This is a genomic window from Streptomyces sp. UW30, assembly GCF_008042075.1.
Classification (GTDB): Bacteria; Actinomycetota; Actinomycetes; order Streptomycetales; family Streptomycetaceae; genus Streptomyces.
On sequence record NZ_RDBN01000037.1, the window covers coordinates 1,633,269 to 1,658,230 of the forward strand.

The following is a 24,962-nucleotide window of genomic DNA, read 5'->3' on the forward strand; positions in this document are numbered from 1 at the left end:
GCCGAATGCTCGCTGCGGCGTAGGCATCACTGGGCCGGCTTGCACTCCTCGGCGTAGTGGGCCAGCGCTTCCGCCATGCCCTGCATGAACTTCTGTAGGTAGCGCGGCATCACCCAGCCCAATAGCCGGCTCGTCTCGTACGTGCCGTACCAGTGGATGACCGTGCCGGAGCTCGCGGTCGGCTTCAGCTCGATGCGCGCGTGATAATTGCGCATCGACGAATTGAACGCGTCTTCGTAGGCCAAGAGGCGTTGCTCGACCTTCTCCGTCAGCCGCTCTCCGGTCAGGGTGCGTCCCGTCCGGAACGCCCGGACGGCACCGACGCCGTCGTCGCCGCCGGGGTCGAGGTCGACCGACCGTGTCGTGTCCAGACTGTCCACCTTGGACCACAGCGGCCAGCTTGCGGCGTCGACCAGCAGCTTCCAGACGACTTCCGGCGCGGCAGTGGTGGTCACTGTGACGTCGTATTTGTGCACGGTGAAGGGCTCCTGTGAGTGGATGGGGGTGGCTGGTGGCGTCCCCGGCCAAGAGGACGCGGTCTACGCGGTGGTGGACAGCGGGGCTGGTGCCGAGCGACGTCCCGCGCTGCCGTGGCGGCGTGGTCATCCGTCGAGGAAACGCAACAGCTCGGCGGTGACGAACTGGGGGTTCTCCTCGACGAGCCAGTGCCCGGCGTGCGGCACGTCCACCGCCCGCACGATGTTGGTCATGCGCGGGGACACAGTGCGTCGGATCGAGTTGAGCTGCCCTTGGGCGGTCATGAGCAGGGCCGGGACACGTGTCGGTGCTGCTTCCACGGTGTCGCGGACGTCTTTGTCGAGGGCGCGGTAGAGCTCGAAGCCGCCCGACAGGACCTTGGGCCGGCTGTACGTTCGTGCGTACTCGTCGATCTCGGCGCCGGTGAACGGGGACCGGTCAGAGGCGCCACCGAACGCTGTGCCACCGAGCATGATGGTTGCCGCCGTGTGCGCGGACGGAAGGAAGCGGCGCGCCAACGGCCGTGGTGTTGTGATCATGTGTTCCCGTCCTGGAGATGGTGGGTCAGCGACCGGTCGCGCCGTCGATGAGTTCGCGGAGGATATCCGCGTGGCCCGCGTGTCGGCCGGTCTCCTCGATCATGTGGGTGAGTGCCCAACGGATGCTGGGAGCGGGGCGGCCCGGCTGCGGTCGGGGGACCGGCGCGCCGAGATCGGGGCACCCGTCGAGAACGTCGTCGGCGCGCTTGACCGCGTCCCGATATCGGGCGACGACATCGGTCACGCTGTCCGCCGGTGCAGCCTGGAATGTCGCCTGCCAGTCGGTGATGTCATCCCCGAGGAACATCGAGCGCTCGACGAAAGTCAGGTGGTTGAGCAGGCCGAGCAGGTTCGTGCCTGACGGCACTGCCGCTGTTCGCACCTGCGGTTCGCCGGCGCCCTCGACCTTCGCGGCGATCGAGGTCCGGAAGTAGTTGAGGAACCCGCGCAGGACCTCGGTCTCGCTGCTTCCGGTCCGGGGCGGCGGGGTGTCGCGGCGGCGGTTGCGGCGCGTGGTGTTGGGCACCGTGGTCTCCCTTCATTGACGGGGGCGGGAGCGGCGCCGGCCGCCGTGTCAGGCGGTGCGGCGGATGAGAAGGACGTGGTCGGTGACCTCGGCGATACGCCCGTCCGGTCCGGACGCGATCCGCCGGGGTGCGTCGGCTTGCTCGACTGTCCATGTCTGCAGGGCCAGGTCGATACCCGCGGCGACTTACCGCCGGCGTCGGGCCCGGGGCTGCGGGTGCCGGGATCCTGGTGCTCATCAAGGCTCCGTGTGTCGGTATGCACAGAGTCTTGCCGGGCACCCCACGACCTGGCACGAAATCTTGCGGTAACGGCAAGATGGCCTGATGGATCGCAAGACGGACGGCGAAGTGCTCGACGCGGTGGGGCCGCGCCTTCGTGCGCTGCGTCGTGCGCGCGGCATCACCCTCGCCGACCTCGCGGCGACGACCGGCGTGTCGGAGAGCACTCTGTCCCGGCTGGAGAGCGGGCAGCGCCGGCCGAGCCTGGAATTGCTGCTGCCGCTGGCCCGTACCTATGACGTCCCGTTGGACGACCTCGTGGGCGCCCCGCGCCATGGCGACCCCCGGATACACCTCAAGCCGATCAGGCGGTTCGGGATGACGTTCGTGCCCCTGTCCCGGCGACCGGGTGGGGTGCACGCGTTCAAGATGCTTCGAATGGCTTTACGTGCTGGGCGGACGCCTGCGGCTCGTGATCGGCGAGCGCGACCTGACGCTGGCGCCCGGTGAGGCAGCCGAGTTCGACACGTCCTTGCCCCACTGGCTGGGCAGCGCCGACGGCGGCGTGGTTGAGCTTCTCATCCTGTTCGGCCTGCAAGGGGTGCGGGCGCACGTACGCACCGACCCTCATCGACCGCCGCAGGCCGGGAGTCGGCGGTGAGATCAGCGGGCGCTGCGAAGGGCGCCTGACGGGCATACACCCAGGTCAGGCGCCCTTTTTCGGTCTCTAGAAGAAGCCCAGCTTCTTCGGCGCGTACGACACCAGAAGATTCTTGGTCTGCTGGTAGTGCTCCAGCATCATCTTGTGCGTCTCACGGCCGATGCCCGACCCCTTGTAGCCGCCGAACGCCGCGTGCGCCGGGTACGCGTGGTAGCAGTTCGTCCACACACGGCCCGCCTGGATCGCGCGGCCCGCGCGGTACGCGGTGTTGATGTCCCGCGTCCACACGCCCGCCCCGAGGCCGTACAGCGTGTCGTTGGCGATCTTGATGGCGTCGTCGAAGTCGTCGAAGGACGTCACCGAGACGACCGGTCCGAAGATCTCCTCCTGGAAGATCCGCATGCGGTTGTCGCCCTCGAAGATGGTCGGCTGGACGTAGTAGCCGCCCTTCAACTCGCCGTCGTGCTCGATGCGTTCGCCACCCGTGAGAACCCGGGCGCCTTCCTGCCGGCCGATGTCGAGGTAGGAGAGGATCTTCTCCAACTGGTCGTTGGAGGCCTGGGCGCCGATCATCGTGTCCGTGTCGAGCGGGTGGCCGGTCTTGATCTGCTCCGTCCGGGCGATCGCCGCCTCCATGAACTCGGCGTAGTGGCCCCGCTGGACCAGCGCCCGGGACGGGCACGTGCACACTTCGCCCTGGTTGAGCGCGAACATCGTGAACCCCTCGAGCGCCTTGTCCCGGAAGTCGTCGTTCGCCGCCCAGACATCGTCGAAGAAAATGTTCGGGGACTTGCCGCCGAGTTCGAGGGTGACCGGGGTGATGTTCTCGGAGGCGTACTGCATGATCAGCCGGCCGGTCGTCGTCTCACCGGTGAACGCCACTTTGGCCACCCGGGGGCTGGACGCCAGCGGCTTTCCCGCCTCCACACCGAAGCCGTTCACGATGTTGAGCACGCCGGGCGGGAGCAGATCGGCGACCAGGCTCAGCCAGTAGTGAATGGACGCCGGGGTCTGCTCGGCCGGCTTGAGCACGACCGCGTTGCCCGCCGCCAGCGCCGGAGCGAGTTTCCACGTCGCCATGAGGATCGGGAAGTTCCACGGGATGATCTGCGCGACCACGCCCAACGGCTCATGGAAGTGGTACGCCACCGTGTCGTCGTCGACCTCGCCGAGCGACCCCTCCTGCGCCCTGATCGCGCCCGCGAAGTAGCGGAAGTGGTCGATGGCCAGCGGAATGTCCGCCGCCAGCGTCTCCCGTACCGGCTTGCCGTTCTCCCAGCTCTCGGCGACGGCCAGCTTCTCCAGGTTCGCCTCCATCCGGTCGGCGATCTTCAGCAGGATGTCGGCGCGTTCGGTCACCGACGTCCGGCCCCACGCCGGGGCGGCCGCGTGCGCCGCGTCCAACGCCCGCTCCACGTCCTGCGCCGTGCCCCGCGCGATCTCGGTGAACGGCTGCCCATTCACCGGCGTCGGGTTCTCGAAGTACTGCCCCCGGATCGGCGGCACGTACTCACCGCCGATGAAGTGGTCGTAGCGCGCCTGGTAGGAGACGATCGCACCCTCGGTGCCGGGCGCCGCGTAACGGGTCATACTGCTCTGCCTCCCGAAGAAGCGCTGCCCGCCGTTGGGCAGCTCTCGGCGCGAGGCTAGGCACGGAGAGGTTGCAAGTACGTTGCGTGCGCCGGGGATTCCATCAGTGTCGGTGGATCGGTCAGCGTGTCGGACGGCGCTCCCGCGCGGGCGGTGCCGTGAGTTCGGACTCCAGCGCGGCCAGCCGCGACCGCACCGCCGACGTCGGACGCACGACCGCGAGCGCCCGCCATATGTCGAGGTCGTCCTCGCCCCACGGCGCGTGCGCCCAGTCGGCCAACAGGTCGGGGTCGCGGCGGGCGATCAACGCCGTGCGCAGACCGTCGGCGAGCAGCCGCCTGAGCCGCACCACCGCGGGTGCCTGGGAGCCGGGCAGCAGCGGACCCGCGTACACCGCAGCCGCGCCCGTGATCGCGCCCGTCTCCAGGCGGCGCTCGACGACCGACACATCCGACTCGACCGGCACCGTGAGCCGGTACGGCCGCGAGGCGAGCAGGCCGGGCCCGAGTATCCGGCGCAGCCGAGCCAGTTCCGCCCGCAGGGTCACGGGCGTGACCGACTCGTCCTCGTACAACGCGCACAGCAACTCGTCACCGGTCAGCCCCTCCGGGTGGCGGGCCAGCAGCACCAGGATCTCGCTGTGCCTGCGACTGAGCCGGACGCGGCGGCCACCGATACGCAGCGTCGCCTCGTCGCGGCCAAGCGCCGACAGCTCTGGCCTGTCCGCGGCGGGCAACTGCGGAGCGAGCAGTGCCAGATGGGACTCCGCGGCACGCGCCACCGCCTGCACGAACCCCAGACTGTGCGGATGCGCGAGCCCGTCACCGCCGGTGATGTCCACCGCGCCGAGCACCCGCCCGGTCCGCGGATCGTGCACCGGCGCCGCCGCACAGGTCCAGGGCTGCACCTGGCGGATGAAGTGCTCGGCCGCGAACACCTGCACCGGCCGGTCCACGGCGACCGCCGTACCCGGCGCGTTCGTCCCGACCGCGCTCTCCGCCCACCGCGCACCCGGCACGAAGTTCATGTGCCCTGCCCTGCGCCGGGTCGTCGCATCGCCCTCCACCCACAGCAGCCTGCCGTGCTCGTCGCACACCGCGAGGAGATGCTCCCCGTCGACGGCGAACGTGCCCAGCAGCTCCCGGAACAGCGGCATCACCCGTGCCAGCGGATGCTCCGCGCGGTAGGCGCCGAGATCGCCGTCCGCGAGTTCCACGCACGCCGTGCCGTCCGGACCGACACCGGCCCGAGCGGAGCGCCGCCACGAGTCGGCCACCACGGCACGCACCGGCTTCGGCACGGTGCCCACTTCGGTGAACGTCTCATGCGCACGGCGCAGCGCGCGTACGCGCTCGGCAGGGTCGGCCCCCGCTTCGAGAGCCACCCACGGATCGGTCAACTCGGCCTCCCCGGAAAGCAATGCGGCTGGGGACATCGTCACTCCGGGTACGCGCGCGGACAACCTTTTCGACGAGGGGCACCCGAACGACGGCCCGATGGGCGCAGATGTGCGAGCCCTCAGGCGGCGTTGACCAGGCGTATGTAGTGCGTCCAGTCCCAGTGCGGACCGGGATCGGTGTGGTCGGTTCCGGGCACCTCGTAGTGCCCGATGATGTGCGCCCGGTCCTTCGGTATGCCGTACCTGGCGCAGATCACCGCCGTGAGGCGGGCGGACGTCTCGTACAGGACGTCGGTGAAGTATTCGGGCCGGTCGATCCAGCCCTCGTGCTCGATGCCGATGCTGCGCATGTTGTGGTCCCAGTCCCCGGCGTGCCAGGCGATGTCGGCCTCGCGAACGCACTGGGTGGTGTGCCCGTCGGCCGACCGGACGACGTAGTGGGCGGACACCCGCTTCTTGGGGTTTTCGAAGAGGAACACGGAGTTGGGGTAGCTGGTCTGTGTCATGTGGATGATCACGCGATCGACGGGATGGGACGTAGGACGGTTCGCCACCGTGTAGTTGGCGGTGCTCGCCGGCTGCCACTCGGCGAGCGGATAGTCCGGCCCCGGGATGTGGGCTCCGGCCCGCCATTCGGGGAGCAGGGCGTACGGGACGGCGGCGAGGGCGGTGCCTTGCAGGATCTGCCGTCGGGTGAAGCGTGGTCTTGCGCGTTCCAAGAGGGGAATTGCCTTTCAGCGTTGGTGATTGTCCGTCGGGGCGGACGTCGGACGTCGGACAGCGGACGCAGGCGCTCAGCGCAGTGTCGCCGCCGTCTCCCGCAGCCGCGCGTGCACACCGCGGTGTGTCTCGCCCGCCGGCAGCCACTGCTTGCGGATCTTGGCCACGCACGTGTAGTTGGTGTCGCACACGTTGGCCAGCGGTGACTCGACGGCCTGGGTCGCGAACTGGTACGCGTCCAGCTCACTGAACCCGTAGTCGCGCACGAGCCACTGCACCAGGTCGAGCTGGGATATCCGGAACGCGTCCTCCAACGGCCGCGCCGAGCCCGTCGAGATGATGTGCGTGTCCGACTCGATGCGCGGCCACGGTGTGGCGAGCCCCTTGAGCAGCTCGACGATCACCACGGTGTTCATCGCGCACTCGACCGCGACCCCACAGGTCTCGCCCTCTCCCTGCCGGGCGTGCCCGTCGCCGAGGCTGAGCAGCGCGCCCTCGACGTTCACCCCGAGATAGCAGGTGACGCCCGCCCGCATCTCCGGCGTGTCCATGTTCCCGCCGTGCGCGTCGGGCACCAGCGCCGAGCGCACCTCCAGATTGGCGGGAGCCACCCCGACGGTGCCGTGCATAGGGTCCATGGGCAGCTCGGCCTCGATGTCACTGTCGTGGGCCCGGAACAACGCCGTACGTCGGTCCCGGTCGAGCTGCCAGATCCAGACGGTCTCCGGCAGGGGCGGCTGGAGCGTGGCCGTGGTGTGCGTCGAGGTGAGCGCGCCGAACAACGGAACCGTGGTCGACGCCGCCCAGTCCCGGGCCGGTTCGATCGACACGAAGTGCACTGCGACCGTGTCACCGGGCTGCGCGCCCTCGATGTGGAAGGGCCCCGTCTGCGGGTTGAGGTACGGGAACTCGCATACCTCGGACACCAGGTCCTTCTCCGACCGCACCCGTCCGGCGAAGCAGTCCTCGGTGTACAGGTCGAGGACCGTGCCGGGCGCGATGCGCGCCACGGGCGGGGCGCCGCCGAACGTCCAGGCGAACTCGCCGGGTTCGGGTCGCACGGTCAGGATCCGCGGGTCGCTCATCGCTGCACTGCTCCGTTCTGAGGAAGGCCGGTGGGGGAGGGGTCGTCGAGATGGACGCGGGCGGTCTCGGCTATGCGCCCGGGATGGCGTCGCATCAGCACGACCAGGACCACGACCCCGGTCGCCATCCACACCCCGACCACCGATCCCGCGTAGGACACGGGCGCGGTCAGCTCGGAGACGAAGTCGAAGACGGGCAGCCCCGCGGCGGTCAGCAGTGCGGGCACGAACGCGACGATGCCCAGGAGGGGCAGAAGGAGATGCCGCACGGGCTTGAGCGCCTCACGCCTGCGGCGCAGGAAGTAACCGGCACAGGCGAGGTTCACCATGATGTACACGCCGATCACGACCGTGACGATCACCGTGGCCAGCAGCAGGAACGCCGTCACGGGATCGTAGGCGAACCCCAGCCCCAGCACGGCTGTGACCGCGATGACGCTCTGTACGGCGATACCGGCGACGGGCGAGCGGTACTTGGGGTGCAGTATCGCCAGGAAGCGGGGCAGGACGCGGATGCGGGCGAGGGCGAACGCGGTCCGGGTGGAGACGTTGGCACACGCGTTGGCGTTGGCGATGGCCGAGTTCACCACGGCCAGGAACACCAGCACCCAGAACATTCCGAACGACGCCCGGGCCACACCCTCCCAGGAGGCGGCACCGGACGCGCCGAACTCCTCGAAGCGGTCCGGGCCGTAGTACACGCTCATGGCGTAGGTGGTGAGCACGTAGAACAGGCCGATGGCGAGGGCCGAGCCCAGCACCGCGCGGTGCATCGTGCGGCGTGGGTCCCGCGTCTCCTCGGCCAGCGGGGCCGCGGCCTCGAACCCGGCGAACGCGAGCACCGTGTAGACCGACCCGGCGAACACGCCGGTGACGCCCCCGTAGCCCTCAGCGGTGTGCGACGTCCCGAACACCGACAGCGTGTTGTCCCCGCCCGCCTTGCCGATCAGCCAGATGGCGAACACCAGCAGGACGAGCACCTCGAAGACACCGAGGATCGTGCCGAACCGCGCCGAGGCACGCACCCCCACATACCCGGAGACAGCTATGACCGCGGCACCCGCGAGCGCCCACGGCCACCACAGGTCCGCCGGATAGGAGGACCACTCCTGATGCAGCGTGCCCGCCGTGGTGAAGCCCAGTTGCAGCAGGAGCAGGGGCGGGACCAGCGCCTCGACGAACACATAGCCCCAGCCCACGAGGAAGCCGACGGCGGGATGCAGCCCCTGTGCCACGTACGTGGACACCGAGCCCGCGGCCGGCAGCTCCCGCGCCAGCTCGGCGACACACGACGCCGTGAACAGGCATGCCACCAACGCGATCAGCACCGACAGCGGCAGGCTCCCGCCCGCGAACGCCGCGCCCGACGGAATGGACGCCGCGACCGCCGCGGCCGGCGCCATGGCCGTGATGCTCTGGAACAGGACCTCGCGCAATCCGATCGCGTCGCGCCGCAACCCCGTGGCCCCGAGCTCCGCAGTTTCCCCCGACATGTGAATCCCCCTCATTCACGCCGATGCGTCACGCGTCGTCGTGACTCGACGGCTGCGCCTCGCGTGAATCACGGTACGGCGCTGGCGGGTTGGGCAGAAGAGCGCGCCTGGTTTCCGTGGACAGCCGCGGTCTTGTGGATAACTCCCTCACTCACACGAGTGAACTCGCCCTGGAGTAAGGCCCGTTCGCGTCCTGAGAGCAGGCCCGACCGTGCCCCGAGAGCAGACCGTCCATGCCCTGGGATCAGGCCCGTCCGAGGCCTGTGCTCCGGCCCGTCCGCGTCCTGGAATCCTGCCGATCCGAGGCCTGCGATCAGCCCCGCTCCGCCACCACCACCGGATCGTCCAGCACCCCGCGCACCACGGAGTGCGCAGCCCCCAGCAACGGCCCCTCGGGCCCCAGCCGAGACACCGACACCGGGCACGCCGGCCCCGCGGTGCGCCGGTCCAGCTCGGCCTCCAGCGACGGCAGCAACCAGGGCGCGAGCCCGGCCAGCGCGCCGCCCAGCACCACGCTCTCGGGGTCCAGCAGATTGACCGCGCCCGTCAGCGCGATACCGAGCGCCGTTCCTGCGTCCCGCAGAGCGCGCCGTACGTCCTCGTCGCCCTCCGCGGCACGCCTGGCCAGCAGCCCGACGCGGTCCTCGCCGGGCTCCAGCCCTGCCGCCCGCAGCACTGCCTCCTCGCCGGCGTACTGCTCCAGACATCCGCGCCCCCCGCACGGGCACTCGGGGCCGTACGGCTCGACGGGCACATGGCCCAACTCGCCCGCGAAACCACGCGTTCCACGCAGCAGCATCCCGTCCACCACGACCGCGGCACCGATGCCGATCTCCGCCGACACGTGCAGGAAGTCACGCGGTGTGCCGTCACCGAGCCAGAGTTCGGCGAGGCCGCCGAAGTCGGCCTCGTTGCCCACGGTCAGCGGGTAGTCCGTCCGGAGCAGGTCGGCCAGGTCCGTGTCGCGCCAGTCGAGGTTGGGGGCGCGCACGACGGTACGGGCGTCGCGCGCCACGAGACCCGGCACGGCGACCGCCAGGCCGGCGGGCCAGAGCCCCTCGCGCTCGGCCTCGGAGACGACCCGGCGCACCAGCTCGTCGAGTTCCTCGATCACCGGTTCGGGGTCCCGGCCCCGGTTCGCGCCGTGCCGTACCGCCCTGGACCGCACCTCGCCACGCAGATCGACCGCGCACACGGCGAGATGGTCGACGCCGATCTCGGCGCCTATCCCGGCCGGACCACGCCCGCTGACGGCGAGCGCCGACCCGGGACGGCCCACCCGGCCGGGCCGCTCGGGACCGAGTTCCTCCAGCAGCCCCGAGCGGATCAGCTCGTCGACGAGAGTGGACACCGCCGCACGCGTCAGCCCGATACGGGAGGCGACGGCGGCCCGGGAGAGCGGACCCTCGGCGCTGACGGTGTGCATCACCCGGGCGAGATTGCGTCGGCGCATGCCCTGCTGCGTGTTGGGCAGCGCGCGCCCGGCGCCGGTCGGGTGGGCCTCGTGCAGCGGTGCGGTCATGCCTCCGTCAGTCCTCAGTGAGCTTCGGTGGCCCGCGCCAGTAGCGGGGCCGCGTCGGAGAGTACCCCGCTGATCCTGGCCAGCGTCTCCTCGTCCCGCTCCACGGCGTCCAGGACCGGCCCGCGCGTGGTGTTCCAGCGCCGGGCCACCGCGGCCGGATCCTCGCCGGTCAGCAGGCCGGCGGCCTGGGCGGCCGCGCCGAGCGCGACCAGTTCCTTGGCCTCGGGGACCTGCACCGGGCGCCCCGACAGCCGTCGTACGGTCTGCTGCCAGGCGGTGCCCCGGGCGCCGCCGCCGATCAGCATCAGCGGGGCGGATCGGTCCGCGTCGTCGTCCAGGACCAGGTCCAGGGCGCCGAGCAGCGCGTGCACGGCACCGTCGTAGGCGGCTTGGAGGAGCTGGCCTGCGGTGGTGTCGTGGCGCAGGCCGTGCAGGATGCCGGAGGCGTTCGGCAGGTTCGGCGTGCGCTCGCCGTCCAGGTAGGGCAGCAGTGTGAGGCCGGTGGTGGGTTCCACGGCCTCGCGGTCGAGGCCCAGCAGGGTCGCGAGGCGGTCGACGGCCAGGGTGCAGTTCAGGGTGCAGGCCAGCGGCAGCCAGTCGCCGTGCGCGTCGGCGAAGCCCGCCACGGTGCCGGTCGGATCGGCCGGGCGCCGCTTGGACACGGCGTACACCGTGCCGGACGTACCCAGGCTCAGCACGGGCGTGCCCGGCCTCAGACCGAGGCCCAGCGCGGCGGCGGCGTTGTCCCCGGTCCCGGGCGCGACGAGGGTGCCCTTGGAGAACGGCAGGTCGTGGCTGTCGCGGACGGTGCCCGCGATCTCACCGGGCCGGACCACGCGGGGCAGCATCGCCGGGTCGAGCCCCACGTGCGCGAGGATCTCCTCGTCGTACGACTCCGTCCCGGACGCCCACCAGCCCGTGCCGGAGACGTCGCCGCGGTCGGTGGTGCCCTGTCCCGTGAGGCGTTCGGTCAGGTAGTCGTGGGGGAGGCGTACGGCCCGGGTGGCGCGGACGGACTCGGGCTCGTTCTCGGCGAGCCAGGCCCACTTCGTGACCGTGAAGGAGGCGGCCGGAACCGAGCCCGTGCGCTCGGCCCAGAACTTCGCGCCGCCCAGCTCCTCGGTCAGCCGGCGGGCCTGCGGGGCCGAGCGCACGTCGTTCCAGAGCAGCGCCGGACGTACCGGCTCGCCCCGGTCGTCCAGCGTGACCAGGCCGTGCTGCTGCCCGCCGATCGACACTGCGGCGGCCTCGTGAGCGGCGTCGCCGCACTGGCGCAGTGCCTCGCACAGGGCTTCCCACCACTGGCGCGGGTCGCTCTCGCGGCCGGCCCCTGAGGACACCGTGTGCGCTGCCTGGCCGCTCGCGACGACCTGCCCGGTCGAGGCGTCGACGACCAGGGCCTTCGTGGACTGGGTGGACGTGTCCACGCCGACGACGAGCGGACCCTCGGCTGCTGACATCGGGCTCTCCCTTTTCCGCGGCTCTGCGGGTCGAAGCGATCAGGCGACAAGGACGTGGGTGACTGAGACATCGGGTGACAAAGACATCTTGTCTCTTCCCAGGGATGCGAGCGCATACTAATTTGTAAACGGCCATGACGAAATAGTCGTACGCACCAAGGAGCCGCGGCATGAGCTACCAGCCCACCCCCGAAGACAGGTTCACCTTCGGCCTGTGGACCGTCGGCTGGCAGGGACGGGACCCCTTCGGCGACGCCACCCGCCGTGCCCTCGACCCGGTCGAGACGGTGCAGCGCCTGGCCGAGCTCGGCGCCCACGGCGTCACCTTCCACGACGACGACCTGATTCCCTTCGGGTCCTCCGACACCGAGCGCGAGGGGCACATCAAGCGCTTCCGCGAGGCGCTCGACGCGACCGGCATGGCCGTTCCGATGGCCACCACCAACCTCTTCACGCACCCCGTCTTCAAGGACGGCGCGTTCACGGCCAACGACCGCGACGTGCGCCGTTACGCCCTGCGCAAGACGATCCGCAACATCGACCTGGCCGCCGAGCTGGGTGCCAGGACGTACGTCGCCTGGGGCGGCCGCGAGGGCGCGGAGTCCGGGGCCGCCAAGGACGTGCGCGCGGCTCTCGACCGCATGAAGGAGGCCTTCGACCTCCTCGGCGAGTACGTCACCTCCCAGGGCTACGACCTGCGCTTCGCAATCGAGCCCAAGCCGAACGAGCCGCGCGGCGACATCCTGCTCCCCACGGTCGGCCACGCGCTGGCGTTCATCGAGCGCCTGGAGCGCCCCGAGCTGTACGGCGTCAACCCCGAGGTCGGCCACGAGCAGATGGCCGGGCTCAACTTCCCGCACGGCATCGCGCAGGCGCTGTGGGCGGGCAAGCTCTTCCACATCGACCTCAACGGCCAGTCCGGCATCAAGTACGACCAGGACCTGCGCTTCGGCGCCGGTGACCTGCGTGCCGCCTTCTGGCTGGTCGACCTCCTGGAGAGCGCCGGCTACGCGGGGCCGCGCCACTTCGACTTCAAGCCGCCGCGGACCGAGGACCTCGACGGGGTGTGGGCGTCGGCCGCGGGCTGCATGCGCAACTACCTCATCCTGAAGGAGCGTTCGGCCGCCTTCCGTGCAGACCCGGAGGTCCAGGAGGCCCTGCGTGCCTCGCGGCTCAACGAACTGGCTCAGCCGACGGCCGCCGACGGCCTCAAGACGCTGCTCGCCGACCGCACGGCCTTCGAGGAGTTCGACGTCGAGGCGGTCGCCGCGCGCGGGATGGCGTTCGAGCGTCTCGACCAGCTGGCCATGGACCACCTTCTGGGTGCCCGCGGCTGAGAACCACGCGCGCGTGCCCGACCGCGTGTGACTGCAGGTCGACAGACCCGGTCACACGCGGAACGGCTCGATGATCGCTCTGGGCGCGGAATGTTCCGGAATCATGCAATCCATGGCTTGAACCCGTATTAACTCCCCCGTGGGGGTCGCGCCCCGCCCCGGACGCGGCGACTCTGGACGGTATGGCCATGCCGCCCGTACCTCCTCAGCCGCCAGGACCGCCGGGTGACACGCCGCCTCCGGGCGGCGGTTTCGGACCGCCTCCCGAGGGCTTCGGCCCCGGGCAGGGGACGGGAGGGAGCCATGGGACCACAGGGGGCTATGGGTCCCCAGGCAGTTACGGGGCGACCGGGGGATATGGGACCCCGGGAGGCTACGGACCCCCTCCGGGGGACAACGACCCGCCCCCGTACGGCGGTTGGCCCCCTCCGGAGCAACCGGACGGAGGCGGCGGACCGGGCCGACGGCGCAATCCCCTCCTCATCCTGCTCGCCGCGATCGTGGTCGTCGGAACCGTTGTGGCCGTGGTTCTGATGGTCTCGGGCAGCGACGACTCGCCCGACGAGAACCCGCCCGCACAGCGCAGCACGAGCGGTTCACCCAGGCCGTCCTTCAGCATCCCGACCGAGCTGCCCAGCAAGCTGCCGAGCGAACTTCCGACGTCACTGCCGTCGGGCTTCCCCACCGAACTGCCGAGCGGCTTTCCGAGCGACCTGGAGTCGCTGCTCCCGTCGCTGGCGGATGAACTGCCCTAGAGCATGCGGCGGGGAGCGGCACGCGCGCGTACCGCTCCCCGGCGGCCACGCACACCTGCCGCTGCGAACCAGGTGCCCTGATCGGCCGTCAGATGCCGTGCTGCAGGCGCACGTAGACCACGGACGTCTCGATACCGCTGTCGACGAGCCGGCCCTGGGCGTCGAACGCGTCCGCGCCGTCCGTCATCCCGAAGTCGTTGTCGTTGATCAGGGCCAGCGTGTCGCGGTCCACGCGCGCGACGCCCTCGATCTTCCCGGGCACACCGGCGACCTTGCCCAGGTCGACGACCAGCCGCTTGGACAGCACCGGCACGCCCGACGCCGCAGGGTCGTCGAGCTGTTCCAGCGACGGGGACGTCGTGTCGTCGTCCCAGCGGCTGCCGAGGATGTTCGCCGCACGGTCCAGACGCACCAGCTGGAGCCGCGCGGCCTTGTCGGTCCGCTCCTCGACCAGCAGCCGGTTCCCGCCCACGGCCACGACCGACGAGATCTTCAGCTCGGAGGTGTCGTCCTCGCTCGGGTCCACCACGTTCACCGGGTCGAAGCGGTACGCGTACTCCGCGGTGACCGCCTTCTTCTTCGGCGAGAAGCGCAGAAGCCGCGTGGTGCGCGACGCCTCGCCGGCATCCGTGTCCGGCAGGGACAGCGGGCTCTGCACGGCGATCACCAGATCGCCGCAGGGCAGTTGGGCGAGCCCCTCGAAGCCGCGGTTGACCTTCCGGTTCAGCAGGACGGAGGGCAGTGCCTCCACGACCCGGTAGTCCGCGCCGGTGAGGCCGAGTCCCTCGGGCACATAGCGCGTGAGGACCTTCCCGCGCGCGGACACGTGCACCAGGGAGGGCCCGTACTCGTCGACGAGCCAGAAACTCCCGTCGGCGGCCCGCACGATGCCCTCGGTGTCCAGCCCGTTGGGGTTGTACGTCAGCGGAGTCCGCGCGTCATACGTGTACGGCGCCTCGTCGCGCCCCTTCTGGTTCGCCAGCCCGGTGACGGGCTTTCCGGACGCGGTCGTGATCGGGATCGCGTCGAGCACCTTCACGGTGTCTCCCGTCACCCGGATCTTCACGATCGCCGGATCGAAGCCCGGCACGGGGAAGGTACGGCGCTTCGTGCCGTCCACCTTGATCTGGCCGTTGGGGCCGCGGTCGGTGACCGTCCAGAACTCGCCCTTGCGGCCGGCAGGGTAGATGTCGCTGCCTATCCCGCCCAGATCGACCCCCCGGTCGTTGTCCACGCTGCCGGGCAGCAACGCGTTGCTGAACGCGCCGAGCGGGATGTCGCCGAGCGTGGCCGTACGCACGACGTGCGCGTCGCCGTGCCCGTCCCCGGCGCCGATGGCGGGCCCGGCGGCCACGAGCGCCGCGATCACGGCGAGGGGGACGCCCCCGGCGACGAAACGGTGGGCGCGGCGCCGGCCTGTGGCGTGCGGGGACATTCGGGCCTCCTGAGGACCAAGTTCGCTGACAGCGGCCAGATTTGGAGCCCGCGAGGAACGCCGCACGACCGCAGGGTGAACGCGGAACGACGGGCGCTCGTCGAGCCGAAGTCGCCGTCAGCGAACTGGCCCGGCGGACACGCCCGTTCGCCCGGCGCCACTGGGCGGGATGACAGCCGACGGTTCGGGCCGCCCCTCAACCGGGCCTGCCCCACCACTGGCGATCACCCCTCCTGCCCCACCACAGGCCGTCCTACGGCTGCTCCTCGTCCGCGTGCCGCACCGTGGCCAACGCCGTCGCCGGATCCTGCGTCGGACCTCCCGCGGGCGTCCAGCGGCCCCGTTCCTTGCGGTAGGGCCACCAGCGTCCGTCCCGGCCGAGGCGCAGCTGACCGGGCGCACCCACGACCGTCCACCGGTTGCCCTTCGCCCGCAGAGCCGGCCGTTCCTCCTCGTCCCAGGCCGACTCCAGGGCGGCACGCGCGCGTGCGAGCGATTCACCCTCCACGGTCCACTCCTCGTCGAGCACGGACAGTGCGGCGACACCGCCGAGGTGCCAGGCGCGTACGGCCGCCGTCAGCCCCTCCCGGCCGCGCCCCGAACCGTCGGCCAGCCGCTCGGCCACGCCCGCGTGCGGGGAGCCGGCGGCAAGGCGGACCGCGTCGTGTTCGAGCCGCAACTCCGTTTCGGTGAAGTGCTGTTCCGGATCTGCCCGCAGCGCCTCCGCGAGCAGACGGTGTGCCTCCGCCGCGGTGCGGGCAGCCAGGAACTCCAGCGCGGCCGGGTCCACGCCGGGCCCGGGAGGGGTCTCGGTGTCCAGGGAGGGCGGTACTCCCGGCTCGGCCGGCAGTTCGGGGAGCGCGGGCAGCGAAGGCAGGATGCCACCCATCGCATACGCCTCCGCGGCGTCCACACCGTCCGGCTCGAACCGATCGGACCGTGCGGGTCGGCTGGGGACGGGGGCGGTGCTGCGGGCCTGGAGGTCGTCCAGGAGGGCGCGTTCGCTCCGTCCGCGCATCAGCAGCAGGATGAAGGGATCCTGGTCCAGCAGGCGTGCCACCTGGTAGCAGAGGGCCGCCGTGTGCCCACAGTGGTCCCAGGCGCCGCAGCCGCACTCCGGCTCCAGATCGCCCATGCCCGGCAGCAGCTCGATACCCGTGGCGGCCGCGTCCTCCACCAGGTGCGGCGGCATCTCGCGGTCCAGCAGTGCGGCGACGTGCCCGGCCCGCTCCACCGCCATGTCCAGGAACCGGTCCCACTGGTCCGCGGTCAGCTCCTCAAGGAGCACGTCGGCCCGGTGAGCCGTGCGGTCGCGGCCCTGCACCACGGCCGTGATGCGCCCCGGGCGTACCGACACCGCACCGACCGCTCCGGCGCGCGCGAGCCTGCGGCCCGCCTTGAGCTGCCCGGAATCCAGCGCCGTCTCCTCAAGCGCCCTGAGCCAGGCCTGACCCCACCACGTCTGCGCGAACCCCCTCCCGTGCGCGGGCGCCAGCGCCGCGAACGTCCGCTCAAAGTCACCGTCGTACCGAGTCATCGCGCGCCCCCTCGCAGTTCCACCAGATCGGCCAGCTCCGCGTCCGTCAGCTCCGTGAGCCCTGCCTCGCCCGCGCCGAGCACCGCGTCGGCGAGCTCCCGTTTGCGGTTCAGCATGTCGGCGATGCGGTCCTCGATCGTTCCCTCGGCGATCAGCCGATGCACCTGCACGGGCCGGGTCTGGCCGATGCGGTACGCACGGTCGGTGGCCTGCGCCTCGACGGCCGGGTTCCACCAGCGGTCGTAGTGCACGACGTGTTCCGCGCGGGTGAGGTTCAGGCCGGTGCCCGCGGCCTTCAACGACAGCAGGAAGACGGGCACTTCACCACTCTGGAAGCGCCCCACCAGGGCCTCGCGCTCGGCGACGGGCATGCCGCCGTGCAGGAACTGCGAGGGCACACCGCGAGCGGCCAGATGCTGTTCGATGAGGCGTCCCATCTGCACGTACTGAGTGAAGATCAACACGCTCGCGTCCTCGGCGAGGATGGTGTCGAGCAGTTCGTCCAGCAGTTCCAGCTTCCCCGAGCGCCCGTTGATCCTCGGTCGCTCCTCCTTGAGGTACTGCGCCGGGTGGTTGCAGATCTGCTTCAGGCCCGTCAGGAGCTTCACGACCAGGCCGCGTCGCGCCATGCTGTCCGCTTCGGAGATCGCCGCCAGAGTCTCGCGGACCACGGCCTCGTACAGGCCCGCCTGTTCCGCGGTGAGGGACACGGCACGATCGGTCTCCGTCTTCGGCGGGAGCTCCGGCGCGATGCCCGGGTCCGACTTGCGTCGGCGCAGCAGGAACGGGCGCACGAGCCGGGTGAGCCGTTCCGCGGCGGCCGGGTCCTGCCCACCCTCGACGGCCTGGGCGTAGCGCGTGCGGAACGTGCCGAGACGGCCGAGCAGGCCCGGGGTCGTCCAGTCGAGGATCGCCCACAGTTCGGACAGGTTGTTCTCCACCGGGGTGCCGGTGAGCGCCACACGCGCGCGTGCGCCGATCGAACGCAGCTCCCGGGCGGTCGCCGAGTAGGGGTTCTTCACATGCTGGGCCTCGTCCGCCACGACCATGCCCCACGGCACTGCTGCCAGCCGGCGCGCGTCCAGGCGCATCGTGCCGTACGTGGTGATCACGAACTCCCCGTCCGCCACCGAGTCCAGGTCGCGCCGCGCCCCGTGGAAGCGGCGCACGCGCGTGCCGGGCGCGAACTTCTCGATCTCCCGCTGCCAGTTGCCCATCAGGGACGTCGGACACACCACCAGCGTCGGACCGGCGCAGGAGGCGTCGGACTGCCGGTGAAGATGGAGCGCGATCAGCGTGATCGTCTTGCCGAGTCCCATGTCGTCGGCCAGGCAGCAGCCCAGGCCCAGGGATGTCATCCGGGCCAGCCAGCTCAGGCCCCGACGCTGGTAGTCCCGCAGTGTGGCCGCGAGCTCGGCCGGCTGGCCCACCGGCTCCTGCGCCTCGGGGTCGGCCAGGCGCTCGCGCAGTGCCGCGAGCCAGCCCGTGGGCCGGACTTCGACCTGGCGGCCGTCCACCTCGGTGGAGCCCGTCAGAGCGGCGCTCAGCGCGTCGACGGGCGTCACCTTGCGGTCCTGCTGCGCGTGGGCGCGGCGCACCTCCTGAGGGTCGACGAGAACCCACTGACCGCGCAGCCGCACCACCGGGCGATTCGCCTCCGCCAGGCGGTCCAGCTCCTCACGCGTGAGCCGCTGGTCGCCCAGCGCGAACGACCAGTTGAACGCGAGCAGCGCGTCGGCGGACAGGAAGGTCGGCGTGCCGGACGAGAGCCCGCCCGGCGCGGAATCGTCGTCCGGCGGACCGATCACCGCGCGGGCGGTCAGTTCGCGCGCCAGCTGCTTCGGCCAGTGCACGTCCACGCCGGCACCGGCGAGGACCCGAGCGCCCTCCCTCAAGAGGTCGGTCACCTCCTCGTCGGCGAGGTCCACGGCGGCCGGTACGGCCGCCGACAGCAGCGGCGTGAGCGGAGCCCAGGCCCGCGCCGCACGGCGCAGCGCCAGCAGGGCGTCCATCCGCGCGCGCGGGCCGAAGGCATCGGATCCCGCCCAAACGTCGGCGGCGTCCGCGACCAGCGTCGGGTCACTCACGCTGTGCACCTGGAGCACCGCCCGGAACGACAGTGCAGCGTCGCCCTGCGCCGCCTCGGCGAGCCCGGGAACCTCGAGCCGCAGGGAGAGCCGTACGCCCGCGTCGTGGCCCGCGGCGACATCGGCGGCCCACGCGCGCAGCGCGGGCGCGTGCTGCGGCTCCTGTGCCGCGTAAGCGGGCTCTCCTGTCACAAGCGCGGCAGCGGGAGAGCGGGGAAGAGTGTCGGCGACCGCGTCCAGGAAGGCCCGCACCAGCCGCTCCGGATCCGGCAGCCTCAGCGGCTCCACGCCGTCCAGCGGCACCGCGTGCGCTTCGGGCGGCATGGCTGCGGCGAGGGCGCGGACGCGTTCCACGTCCTCCGGGCGCAGGGGACCTGCGCGCCAGGCGTCGTGGTCGTCCGACGACAGCCCAGGCAACAACAGTCCGCGTGCCACGAGTTGCAGGGCCAGCACGGTGGCGGAGCCCCAGAAGGCGCCCGCTCGGTGCGCCTGGGTGGCGGTACGCGCACGCGTGAGTGCGGGCAGGGCGGCACGCAGCGGGAGCAGAACGGCCGGCACGCTCACCAGTTCCACACCGTCCTCGCCGGGCAGGACGACGTCCAGCGCTTCGACGGATCCGGACGCGACGAGCGCAACGGCGCCGCCGTCAGCTCGCCAGAACGCGACCCGGCCGGTGCGCGCCGGATCGCCGGGTACGAAAACCGCACAGCACCGGGCCAGTTCGGAGATCTCGGACGGTGTCGCCTCGGGAAGCCTCGGCACAGCTCTGCAGCGCTCCTCAAATTTGACTACTCTGTTTGGAGTGGCCGAGGGTACAGCATTCGACGGTCCACCCGGCGCGACGATTCTGTGACCTGGGTCACTCTTGACGGGTGTGGGTATCCCTCCTGTGCGGAGTCCGGGGCGCCGGCCGAGCGTCGACCGCACCTCGGCCGTCCACGGACCTCTGCGACCAGTAGGGGCCGCACCTCAGGGTCGTCTCAGGGTCGCGGTTCGGAACCGCAGGGAGCGCGGGTCCGTTTTGAGGACAGAGAGCGGCAGTGGCCGCGAAGGAGGCGACGCACATGTCGAAGAACGCGAAGATCGCCGCGGGAGGTGTGGCAGCCGGGCTCATCCTGCTGATCTGGCTGCCCTGGTGGGCCGCGCTCCTGATAGTCCTGGGAGTCCCGGCCGCCGCGTACCTCACGCTCGACCCGTCCCAGCGGCGCAGGCTGCGCCGTGCCACGCGCAAGGAGATCGGTCGCTGACGATCACCCGGCCGCCGGTGCGACAGGGGCGGACAGCGTGCAGGAATTGAGCGCATCGCCGCTCGCGGGCTTCTCGACGGTACGGTCCGCGGGCGGTCGGGCGCCTCGCTCCACCCAGGAGACCAGCGCGTCGAACGCCGACCGGTAACAGGGCAGGATCGGCCGGAGCCGGTCCGGATACGTGTCGTACAGCCCGTCGACGTGCGTGCCGCCCGTGATCGTGTAGTAGCGGTGGAGCCGGCCCCGCCCGCTCGCGTCGATCATGCGCGCGTACACGTCGGAGTCGACTGCCTTCGGCAGCAGCGCGTCCAGATCACCGTGCAACGTGATCAGCGGGCGGCCGATACGCCCGGTCAGAGCGACCCGGGCCACGGCACGGTGGACGGACGCGGGGCGCGACGCGTAGTCGTACGTGGCATCGGCCGGGCACGGCGACAGGATCTGCGCCGGGGTGGTTCCGGCGGTCGGACCGGGACAGCCGGTGTCGTACGCCGGGTCGAACTCGGCGCGGTAGATCTTCTGGGTGACTCCCCAGTAGGCCTGCTCGTGGTACGGCCACAGAAACTCCGAGCCGCGCGCGAAGCCCACCGCGTACAGGTCCTCGTCCCGAGCGGAGCCGAGCATCCGCGCCACTGCCGTAGGCAGGGAGGTGAGCAGGTTGGGGCCGTCCGTGGTCCACAGGGCGCCCTCCCAGTCCACCCCGCCGTCGTAGAGCTCGGGATGGTTCTCCAGCTGCCAGCGCGTCAGATAGCCGCCGTTGGAGATGCCGGTCATGTAGGTACGACGGGGGGTGTGCCCGTAGCGCTGGGCCACCGCCTTGCGGGCGGCGCGGGTGAGCTGGGTGGTCCGCGCGTTCCACTCGGCGACCGCGTCACCGGGCCGTTTGCCGTCCCGGTAGAAGTCGGCACCGCTGTTGCCCTTGTCGGTCGCGGCGTAGGCGTAGCCCAGCGCGAGCACCTGGTCGGAGATCGCCGTGTCCGTGGCGTACTGCTTGCGGGTGCCAGGGGCCCCGGTGACGACCAGCCCGCCGTTCCAGCGGTCCGGCAGCCGGATCACGAACTGCGCGTCGTGACGCCATCCGTGTGTGGCGTTGAACCGGGAGGAGTCGGGGAAGTAGCCGTCGATCTGGATCCCCGGAACCCCGGRCGGGGTTCGGGTACCCCGCGCCGTCAGCCCGGCCTGGTCGGCCATGTCGGTGAAGGGCGTACCGGCGAGTGCCGCCGTCGTCAGGTCCGGGAGACAGGCGCTCTGCTGGAAGGCCGCGCCCGGCACGCTTACGCGGTCCTGGCGGGCGCAGTGCTGGTCGTCAACTGTCGCGGCCCTTGCGGGAGTCGGCCCGCTCACGGCAGCGGCCAGCAGCGTGGCGGCGGCGAACGGAACAGCCCGGGACAGGCGCATGAGGGCCTCCTGGCAGCAGGGAGACGGGGCATCGGAGAGAGCGGAACCCCGAGAGCTGCCTCATGGTGCGTGTCCGGTTCCGTGCCAGCCATGGGCTGGGCCCACATGGATCGCTGCCGTGGGGTGGGGGCTCGGGACAGGGGTGCCGGAGCTGGAGGGGCTCATGGTCCCGCCGCGGTGAGGCTGATGGCCAGGTGGCCCTGGGCTGAGGCACCTCTGAACCCGTGCACCGGCGCTCGGCGCTCCGGGTTCCGTCTGCGCCTGTATCGCTGCCGCCGCTCTTGGGGCCCTCAAGGCGTGGGGCAGGCGGCGCCGACGCGTCACCCCGCGCGTCGGCTCAGAGCGGTCGTACGGCCATCTTGTCGAGCGCTTCCAGCAGCCCAGGCAGCTCCGGTCCGCGGCCGACGGGCAGGACCTCGCCGGGCTCGTCGTCCAGGAGTACGAACGCGATGTCGTCGGTCCTGGCGACGAGCGACCAGCCGGGACCGTCCGCGCGCAGGGTCCGGGCGTCGCCGGGTGCGAAGGAGGACCGGACGCGGCCGAGGGGTGGCGGGGAGTCGACGTACGCGCGTGCCTCCGCGAGGACTCGCCGGATGCCGCTGTGGCCGCCCTGGGCCTCGGCCTGCTCGCCCGTCTCGACCTTCTCGGGGTCCGCGGCCTGCTCGGCTGAGCCCGTGCCCTCGCTCCCCTCCGCGTCCGCGGACGCGGCGGAATCCGAATCCGGCGAGCCGCCCACCGTCGACGTACCGCTTGTCGACGCAACTCCCACCGTCGCGAACTGGGTGTCGTCGATCTGCTCCCGCCAGGTCGCCCACTGCAGGGCGATCTCGTCGGCGCCCAGGCGTCGCTGAGCCGGGCCCCACACGCTCGTGTCCGGCGGGGTCAGCGGCGGACCGTCCGCGATGTCGGGGGCGGGATCGTGCGGCGCCGGCACATTGGGCGCGGCGACGGCGACCGCCAGCGGCCACCCGGGCAGGCCGGCCACGACCGTACGTTCGTCGGGTGACAGGTCGTACTCCATGCCGCAGTCCCACGACGCGATGGCGACGGCGACCAGGGAGACGTCGTCGATGACGACCGTCCATCGGGCGCCGTCGCCGTCCTGGCCGAGTACCAGGCCGTAGCCGTCGGCGAGCGGCGCGAGGCCGAGCGCCGCGCAGGCCTCCGGATAGTCGTCGCCCAGCACGCTCGGAAACTTCGCCGGCGTCAGCAACACCGCCGTGAGCACGTAGAGCGCATCGTCCGCGGCGGCGACGGCCTCCTCATCCGTCCCGGCCATCCCAGCCTCCCCATCGGTTCGTCCATCGGCGCGCACCCTAGTGCGACCGGAAGCAGCTTGTCACGACTCCCAGGGATACCCGGAGCTGCAGTTTTCCGGCCGGACGGGGCGAAACGACCGCGATTTCGCCAACGCTGTCAGGCTGCCGGGAGTCCGAGGAGGGCCCGGGCCACCGTCTGCGGCGACTCGTCGCGCTCCCGGGCGAGCGCGATGACGGCGCGGCACGCGAGCTCATTCACCCCGAAGGACAGGGCCTCCGGGGACACCCAGCCTGCCGCCTCGTCGATCTGATCCTGGTCGTCCTCCGCGCAGGCCGACACATAGACGGCGGCGGCCTCGAACAGGTTGTGCCTCTGCCTGTCCCGGCCGGTGTCCGGTTCCGCGCGAAAGGCATCAAGGAGTCTCACCCACGTTTTGCGCACCCTGCCCCACATGCTGACCACCTTCCCCCTCTGTGTGGTGCCATGGTTGATCGTTCATCTGGTGCTATTCAACGTAGAGTTGGAGTCCCGGCGGCAGAAGGGGGACGACGCGGTGAAGGGCTCGCAGCGGCTCGAACAGTTCACGCGGGCGTTCGCCCTGACGGTCCCTCCAAGCCCGTGCGCCCCCTCGCACCTCTGTTGCCCATTCAGCGCCTGAGCCGTCAGGCCTCCCGTACAGCCAGCGCCAGGAAGCGGTCGTCCTCGTCGACGTACGACGTCATGCGCCACCCGGAACCGGCAAGCAGCGGCCGGAGGTTGGGCTCGGCGCGCAGGTCGGCGGGCGTGATCCGGCGGCCCTGGCGGGCCGCGAGCGCAGCCCTGCCGATCGGATGGAACAACGCGAGCGTGCCGCCGGGACGCACCACACGGGCCAGCTCCCGCAGGTTCTCCGCAGGGCGGGGCAGATGCGCGATGAGGCCGGCCGCGAACACGGCGTCGAGAGACTCCGACCGCAACGGCAGCGCGGCCACGTCGGCGAGCAGCAGCTGTCCGTCCGCGTCGCGTCCGGCCCGTATGGCGGCCGCCAGCATCGCCGGGGTCAGATCGGCCCCCAGGACCACTCCCGAGGGCCCCACGGCGTCACGCAGCGACGGCAGGGCGCGTCCGGTGCCACAGCCCGCGTCGAGCACGCGAGCCCCCTCGCGCAGCCCGAGCTCGGCGACCGCGGCCGCGTAGGCGGGCCCGTCGTCGGGGAACCGGCTGTCCCAGTCGGCGGCGCGGGCGGTGAAGAACTCCTGCACATGCGTGTGGTCGTCGCTCATGCTCCGCATGATCCCTCACCGGCACGGATGACACCGCTGTGCACACGTTCGAGCGTGACGCGGTCGTTCCGGTGCATCTCCGCGTCATATTCCAACAGTTTTCGAAATGCGCCCCCTGCGTGCGCCCCTGCCCCGGCTAGCGTCCCGGGGTCATGGGACACCTGGACCACGCCGCCCTCGGCTGGCTGACCCCCCTGCTGTCGTACGTGATGGCCTGCACCGGCGCCGCGCTCGGACTGCGCTGCACGGTCCGCGCGCTCGGTGCCACCGGCCGATCGCGCCGCAACTGGCTCGTCACCGCCGCCTCGGCGATCGGAACCGGCATCTGGACCATGCACTTCGTGGCCATGCTGGGCTTCAGCGTCAGCGGCACCGGCATCCGCTACGACGTGCCGCTCACCATCCTGAGCCTGCTCGTCGCCATGGTCGTCGTCTGTGCCGGCGTCTTCGCGGTCGGTTACAGCCGTGACCGGACCCGCGCGCTCTTCCTGGGCGGGCTCACCACCGGGCTCGGCGTCGCGAGCATGCACTACCTCGGCATGGCCGCCGTACGACTGCATGGGGACGTCACCTACGACCCCCTGCTCGTCGGGCTCTCCGTGCTGATCGCCGTGGTCGCTGCGACGGCGGCCCTGTGGGCGGCGCTCAACATCAAGTCGCCCGTCGCCGTCACCATCGCCTCGCTGATCATGGGCGCGGCGGTCAGCAGCATGCACTACACCGGCATGTTCGCGGTCGCCGTCGACGTCACGCCTTCCGACGAGGTCCTGCCCGGGGCCACGGCGATGCAGTTCATCTTCCCCCTCGCCGTCGGCCTCGGGTCCTACCTCTTCCTGACCTCCGCCTTCGTCGCGCTGTCACCCACGACGGGGGAGCGCGAGGCGTCCACCGCGGCCCAGAGATCGGCCGAGAGTGTCGCCGGTTAGCGACGGCACCGGACCGCGAGGGCCCG

General features: G+C 71.3%; 21 protein-coding genes and 2 pseudogenes. 5 read left to right on the plus strand and 18 right to left on the minus strand.

Annotated elements, in window-relative coordinates; translation table 11 throughout:
* Positions 1-26: 26 nt before the first annotated feature.
* The 4 genes and pseudogenes from EAO75_RS26195 to EAO75_RS47605 all read right to left on the minus strand — a co-directional run.
* Positions 27-476 carry an SRPBCC family protein gene (locus EAO75_RS26195; RefSeq protein ID WP_147997469.1) on the minus strand — a complete coding sequence of 150 codons (450 nt, stop codon included), beginning with the start codon at positions 474-476 and terminating at the stop codon, positions 27-29.
* Between the two features lie 126 nt (positions 477-602).
* Complete coding sequence (locus EAO75_RS26200) at positions 603-1,016, minus strand: alpha/beta fold hydrolase (protein ID WP_261989407.1); 414 nt, start codon at positions 1,014-1,016, stop codon at positions 603-605.
* A gap of 25 nt (positions 1,017-1,041) precedes the next feature.
* Positions 1,042-1,542: a DinB family protein gene (locus EAO75_RS26205; protein WP_147997470.1), complete on the minus strand. Its 501-nt coding sequence runs from the start codon at positions 1,540-1,542 to the stop codon at positions 1,042-1,044.
* 48 nt (positions 1,543-1,590) lie between these two features.
* Positions 1,591-1,728, minus strand: a pseudogene (locus EAO75_RS47605) (SAM-dependent methyltransferase); the annotation flags it as partial.
* A 139-nt stretch (positions 1,729-1,867) separates the two neighbouring features.
* On the opposite strand from EAO75_RS47605, the pseudogene EAO75_RS26215 reads away from it, so the two are divergent.
* A pseudogene (locus EAO75_RS26215) lies at positions 1,868-2,423 on the plus strand (XRE family transcriptional regulator).
* A gap of 66 nt (positions 2,424-2,489) precedes the next feature.
* On the opposite strand, the gene adh reads toward EAO75_RS26215, so the two are convergent.
* The 7 genes from adh to xylB all read right to left on the minus strand — a co-directional run bounded on the left by adh (position 2,490) and on the right by xylB (position 11,692).
* Positions 2,490-4,013, minus strand: a complete 1,524-nt coding sequence (gene adh / locus EAO75_RS26220) for an aldehyde dehydrogenase (protein WP_147997471.1) — start codon at positions 4,011-4,013, stop codon at positions 2,490-2,492.
* A gap of 121 nt (positions 4,014-4,134) precedes the next feature.
* Positions 4,135-5,448 (minus strand): GAF domain-containing protein, encoded by a 1,314-nt coding sequence (locus tag EAO75_RS26225; RefSeq protein ID WP_187284577.1) that lies wholly within the window; start codon positions 5,446-5,448, stop codon positions 4,135-4,137.
* Between the two features lie 83 nt (positions 5,449-5,531).
* Positions 5,532-6,131, minus strand: a complete 600-nt coding sequence (locus EAO75_RS26230; RefSeq protein WP_147997472.1) for an N-acetylmuramoyl-L-alanine amidase — start codon at positions 6,129-6,131, stop codon at positions 5,532-5,534.
* A 75-nt stretch (positions 6,132-6,206) separates the two neighbouring features.
* A complete protein-coding gene (locus EAO75_RS26235; protein ID WP_147997473.1) occupies positions 6,207-7,217 on the minus strand; it encodes an acetamidase/formamidase family protein in 1,011 nt (336 codons plus the stop codon).
* On the minus strand, positions 7,214-8,710 hold the full coding sequence (locus EAO75_RS26240) for an APC family permease (RefSeq protein ID WP_147997474.1): 1,497 nt from the start codon (positions 8,708-8,710) through the stop codon (positions 7,214-7,216). Before EAO75_RS26240 ends, EAO75_RS26235 begins: the two co-directional genes overlap by 4 nt.
* Before the next feature lie 313 nt (positions 8,711-9,023).
* Positions 9,024-10,232, minus strand: coding sequence for an ROK family transcriptional regulator (locus tag EAO75_RS26245; RefSeq protein WP_147997475.1), 1,209 nt, complete (start codon positions 10,230-10,232; stop codon positions 9,024-9,026).
* 14 nt (positions 10,233-10,246) lie between these two features.
* Entirely contained in the window at positions 10,247-11,692 is a 1,446-nt protein-coding gene (gene xylB, locus EAO75_RS26250; protein WP_147997476.1) for a xylulokinase, read from the minus strand.
* 170 nt (positions 11,693-11,862) lie between these two features.
* Between xylB and xylA the strand changes: the two genes are divergently transcribed.
* Together xylA and EAO75_RS47610 are read left to right on the plus strand one after the other, a co-directional pair.
* Positions 11,863-13,029: a xylose isomerase gene (xylA, locus tag EAO75_RS26255; protein ID WP_147997477.1), complete on the plus strand. Its 1,167-nt coding sequence runs from the start codon at positions 11,863-11,865 to the stop codon at positions 13,027-13,029.
* A 533-nt stretch (positions 13,030-13,562) separates the two neighbouring features.
* Entirely contained in the window at positions 13,563-13,784 is a 222-nt protein-coding gene (locus EAO75_RS47610) for a hypothetical protein (RefSeq protein WP_147998079.1), read from the plus strand.
* Between the two features lie 88 nt (positions 13,785-13,872).
* On the opposite strand, the gene EAO75_RS26265 is transcribed toward EAO75_RS47610, so the two are convergent.
* The 3 genes from EAO75_RS26265 to EAO75_RS26275 all read right to left on the minus strand — a co-directional run bounded on the left by EAO75_RS26265 (position 13,873) and on the right by EAO75_RS26275 (position 19,605).
* Positions 13,873-15,219: an esterase-like activity of phytase family protein gene (locus EAO75_RS26265; protein ID WP_147997478.1), complete on the minus strand. Its 1,347-nt coding sequence runs from the start codon at positions 15,217-15,219 to the stop codon at positions 13,873-13,875.
* Between the two features lie 253 nt (positions 15,220-15,472).
* Positions 15,473-16,756: an SWF or SNF family helicase gene (locus tag EAO75_RS26270; protein WP_147997479.1), complete on the minus strand. Its 1,284-nt coding sequence runs from the start codon at positions 16,754-16,756 to the stop codon at positions 15,473-15,475.
* Positions 16,753-19,605: a DEAD/DEAH box helicase gene (locus EAO75_RS26275; RefSeq protein ID WP_147997480.1), complete on the minus strand. Its 2,853-nt coding sequence runs from the start codon at positions 19,603-19,605 to the stop codon at positions 16,753-16,755. Before EAO75_RS26275 ends, EAO75_RS26270 begins: the two co-directional genes overlap by 4 nt.
* Positions 19,606-19,907: 302 nt before the next feature.
* On the opposite strand from EAO75_RS26275, the gene EAO75_RS26280 reads away from it, so the two are divergent.
* Positions 19,908-20,090 (plus strand): hypothetical protein, encoded by a 183-nt coding sequence (locus tag EAO75_RS26280; RefSeq protein WP_147997481.1) that lies wholly within the window; start codon positions 19,908-19,910, stop codon positions 20,088-20,090.
* A gap of 3 nt (positions 20,091-20,093) precedes the next feature.
* Here the strand turns inward: EAO75_RS26280 and EAO75_RS26285 are convergent, their stop codons facing one another.
* The 4 genes from EAO75_RS26285 to EAO75_RS26300 all read right to left on the minus strand — a co-directional run bounded on the left by EAO75_RS26285 (position 20,094) and on the right by EAO75_RS26300 (position 24,019).
* A complete protein-coding gene (locus tag EAO75_RS26285) occupies positions 20,094-21,488 on the minus strand; it encodes a tannase/feruloyl esterase family alpha/beta hydrolase (RefSeq protein WP_147997482.1) in 1,395 nt (464 codons plus the stop codon).
* 337 nt (positions 21,489-21,825) lie between these two features.
* The gene (locus EAO75_RS26290; protein WP_147997483.1) at positions 21,826-22,767 is read right to left on the minus strand and encodes a hypothetical protein; all 942 of its coding nucleotides are present in this window, start codon (positions 22,765-22,767) and stop codon (positions 21,826-21,828) included.
* Positions 22,768-22,904: 137 nt separating this feature from the next.
* Complete coding sequence (locus EAO75_RS26295; protein ID WP_147997484.1) at positions 22,905-23,201, minus strand: hypothetical protein; 297 nt, start codon at positions 23,199-23,201, stop codon at positions 22,905-22,907.
* A gap of 209 nt (positions 23,202-23,410) precedes the next feature.
* The gene (locus EAO75_RS26300) at positions 23,411-24,019 is read right to left on the minus strand and encodes a class I SAM-dependent methyltransferase (protein WP_187284579.1); all 609 of its coding nucleotides are present in this window, start codon (positions 24,017-24,019) and stop codon (positions 23,411-23,413) included.
* A 143-nt stretch (positions 24,020-24,162) separates the two neighbouring features.
* Here EAO75_RS26300 and EAO75_RS26305 point away from each other — a divergent pair, with 143 nt between their 5' ends.
* Positions 24,163-24,936, plus strand: coding sequence for an MHYT domain-containing protein (locus tag EAO75_RS26305; RefSeq protein ID WP_147997486.1), 774 nt, complete (start codon positions 24,163-24,165; stop codon positions 24,934-24,936).
* Positions 24,937-24,962 lie beyond the last annotated feature (26 nt).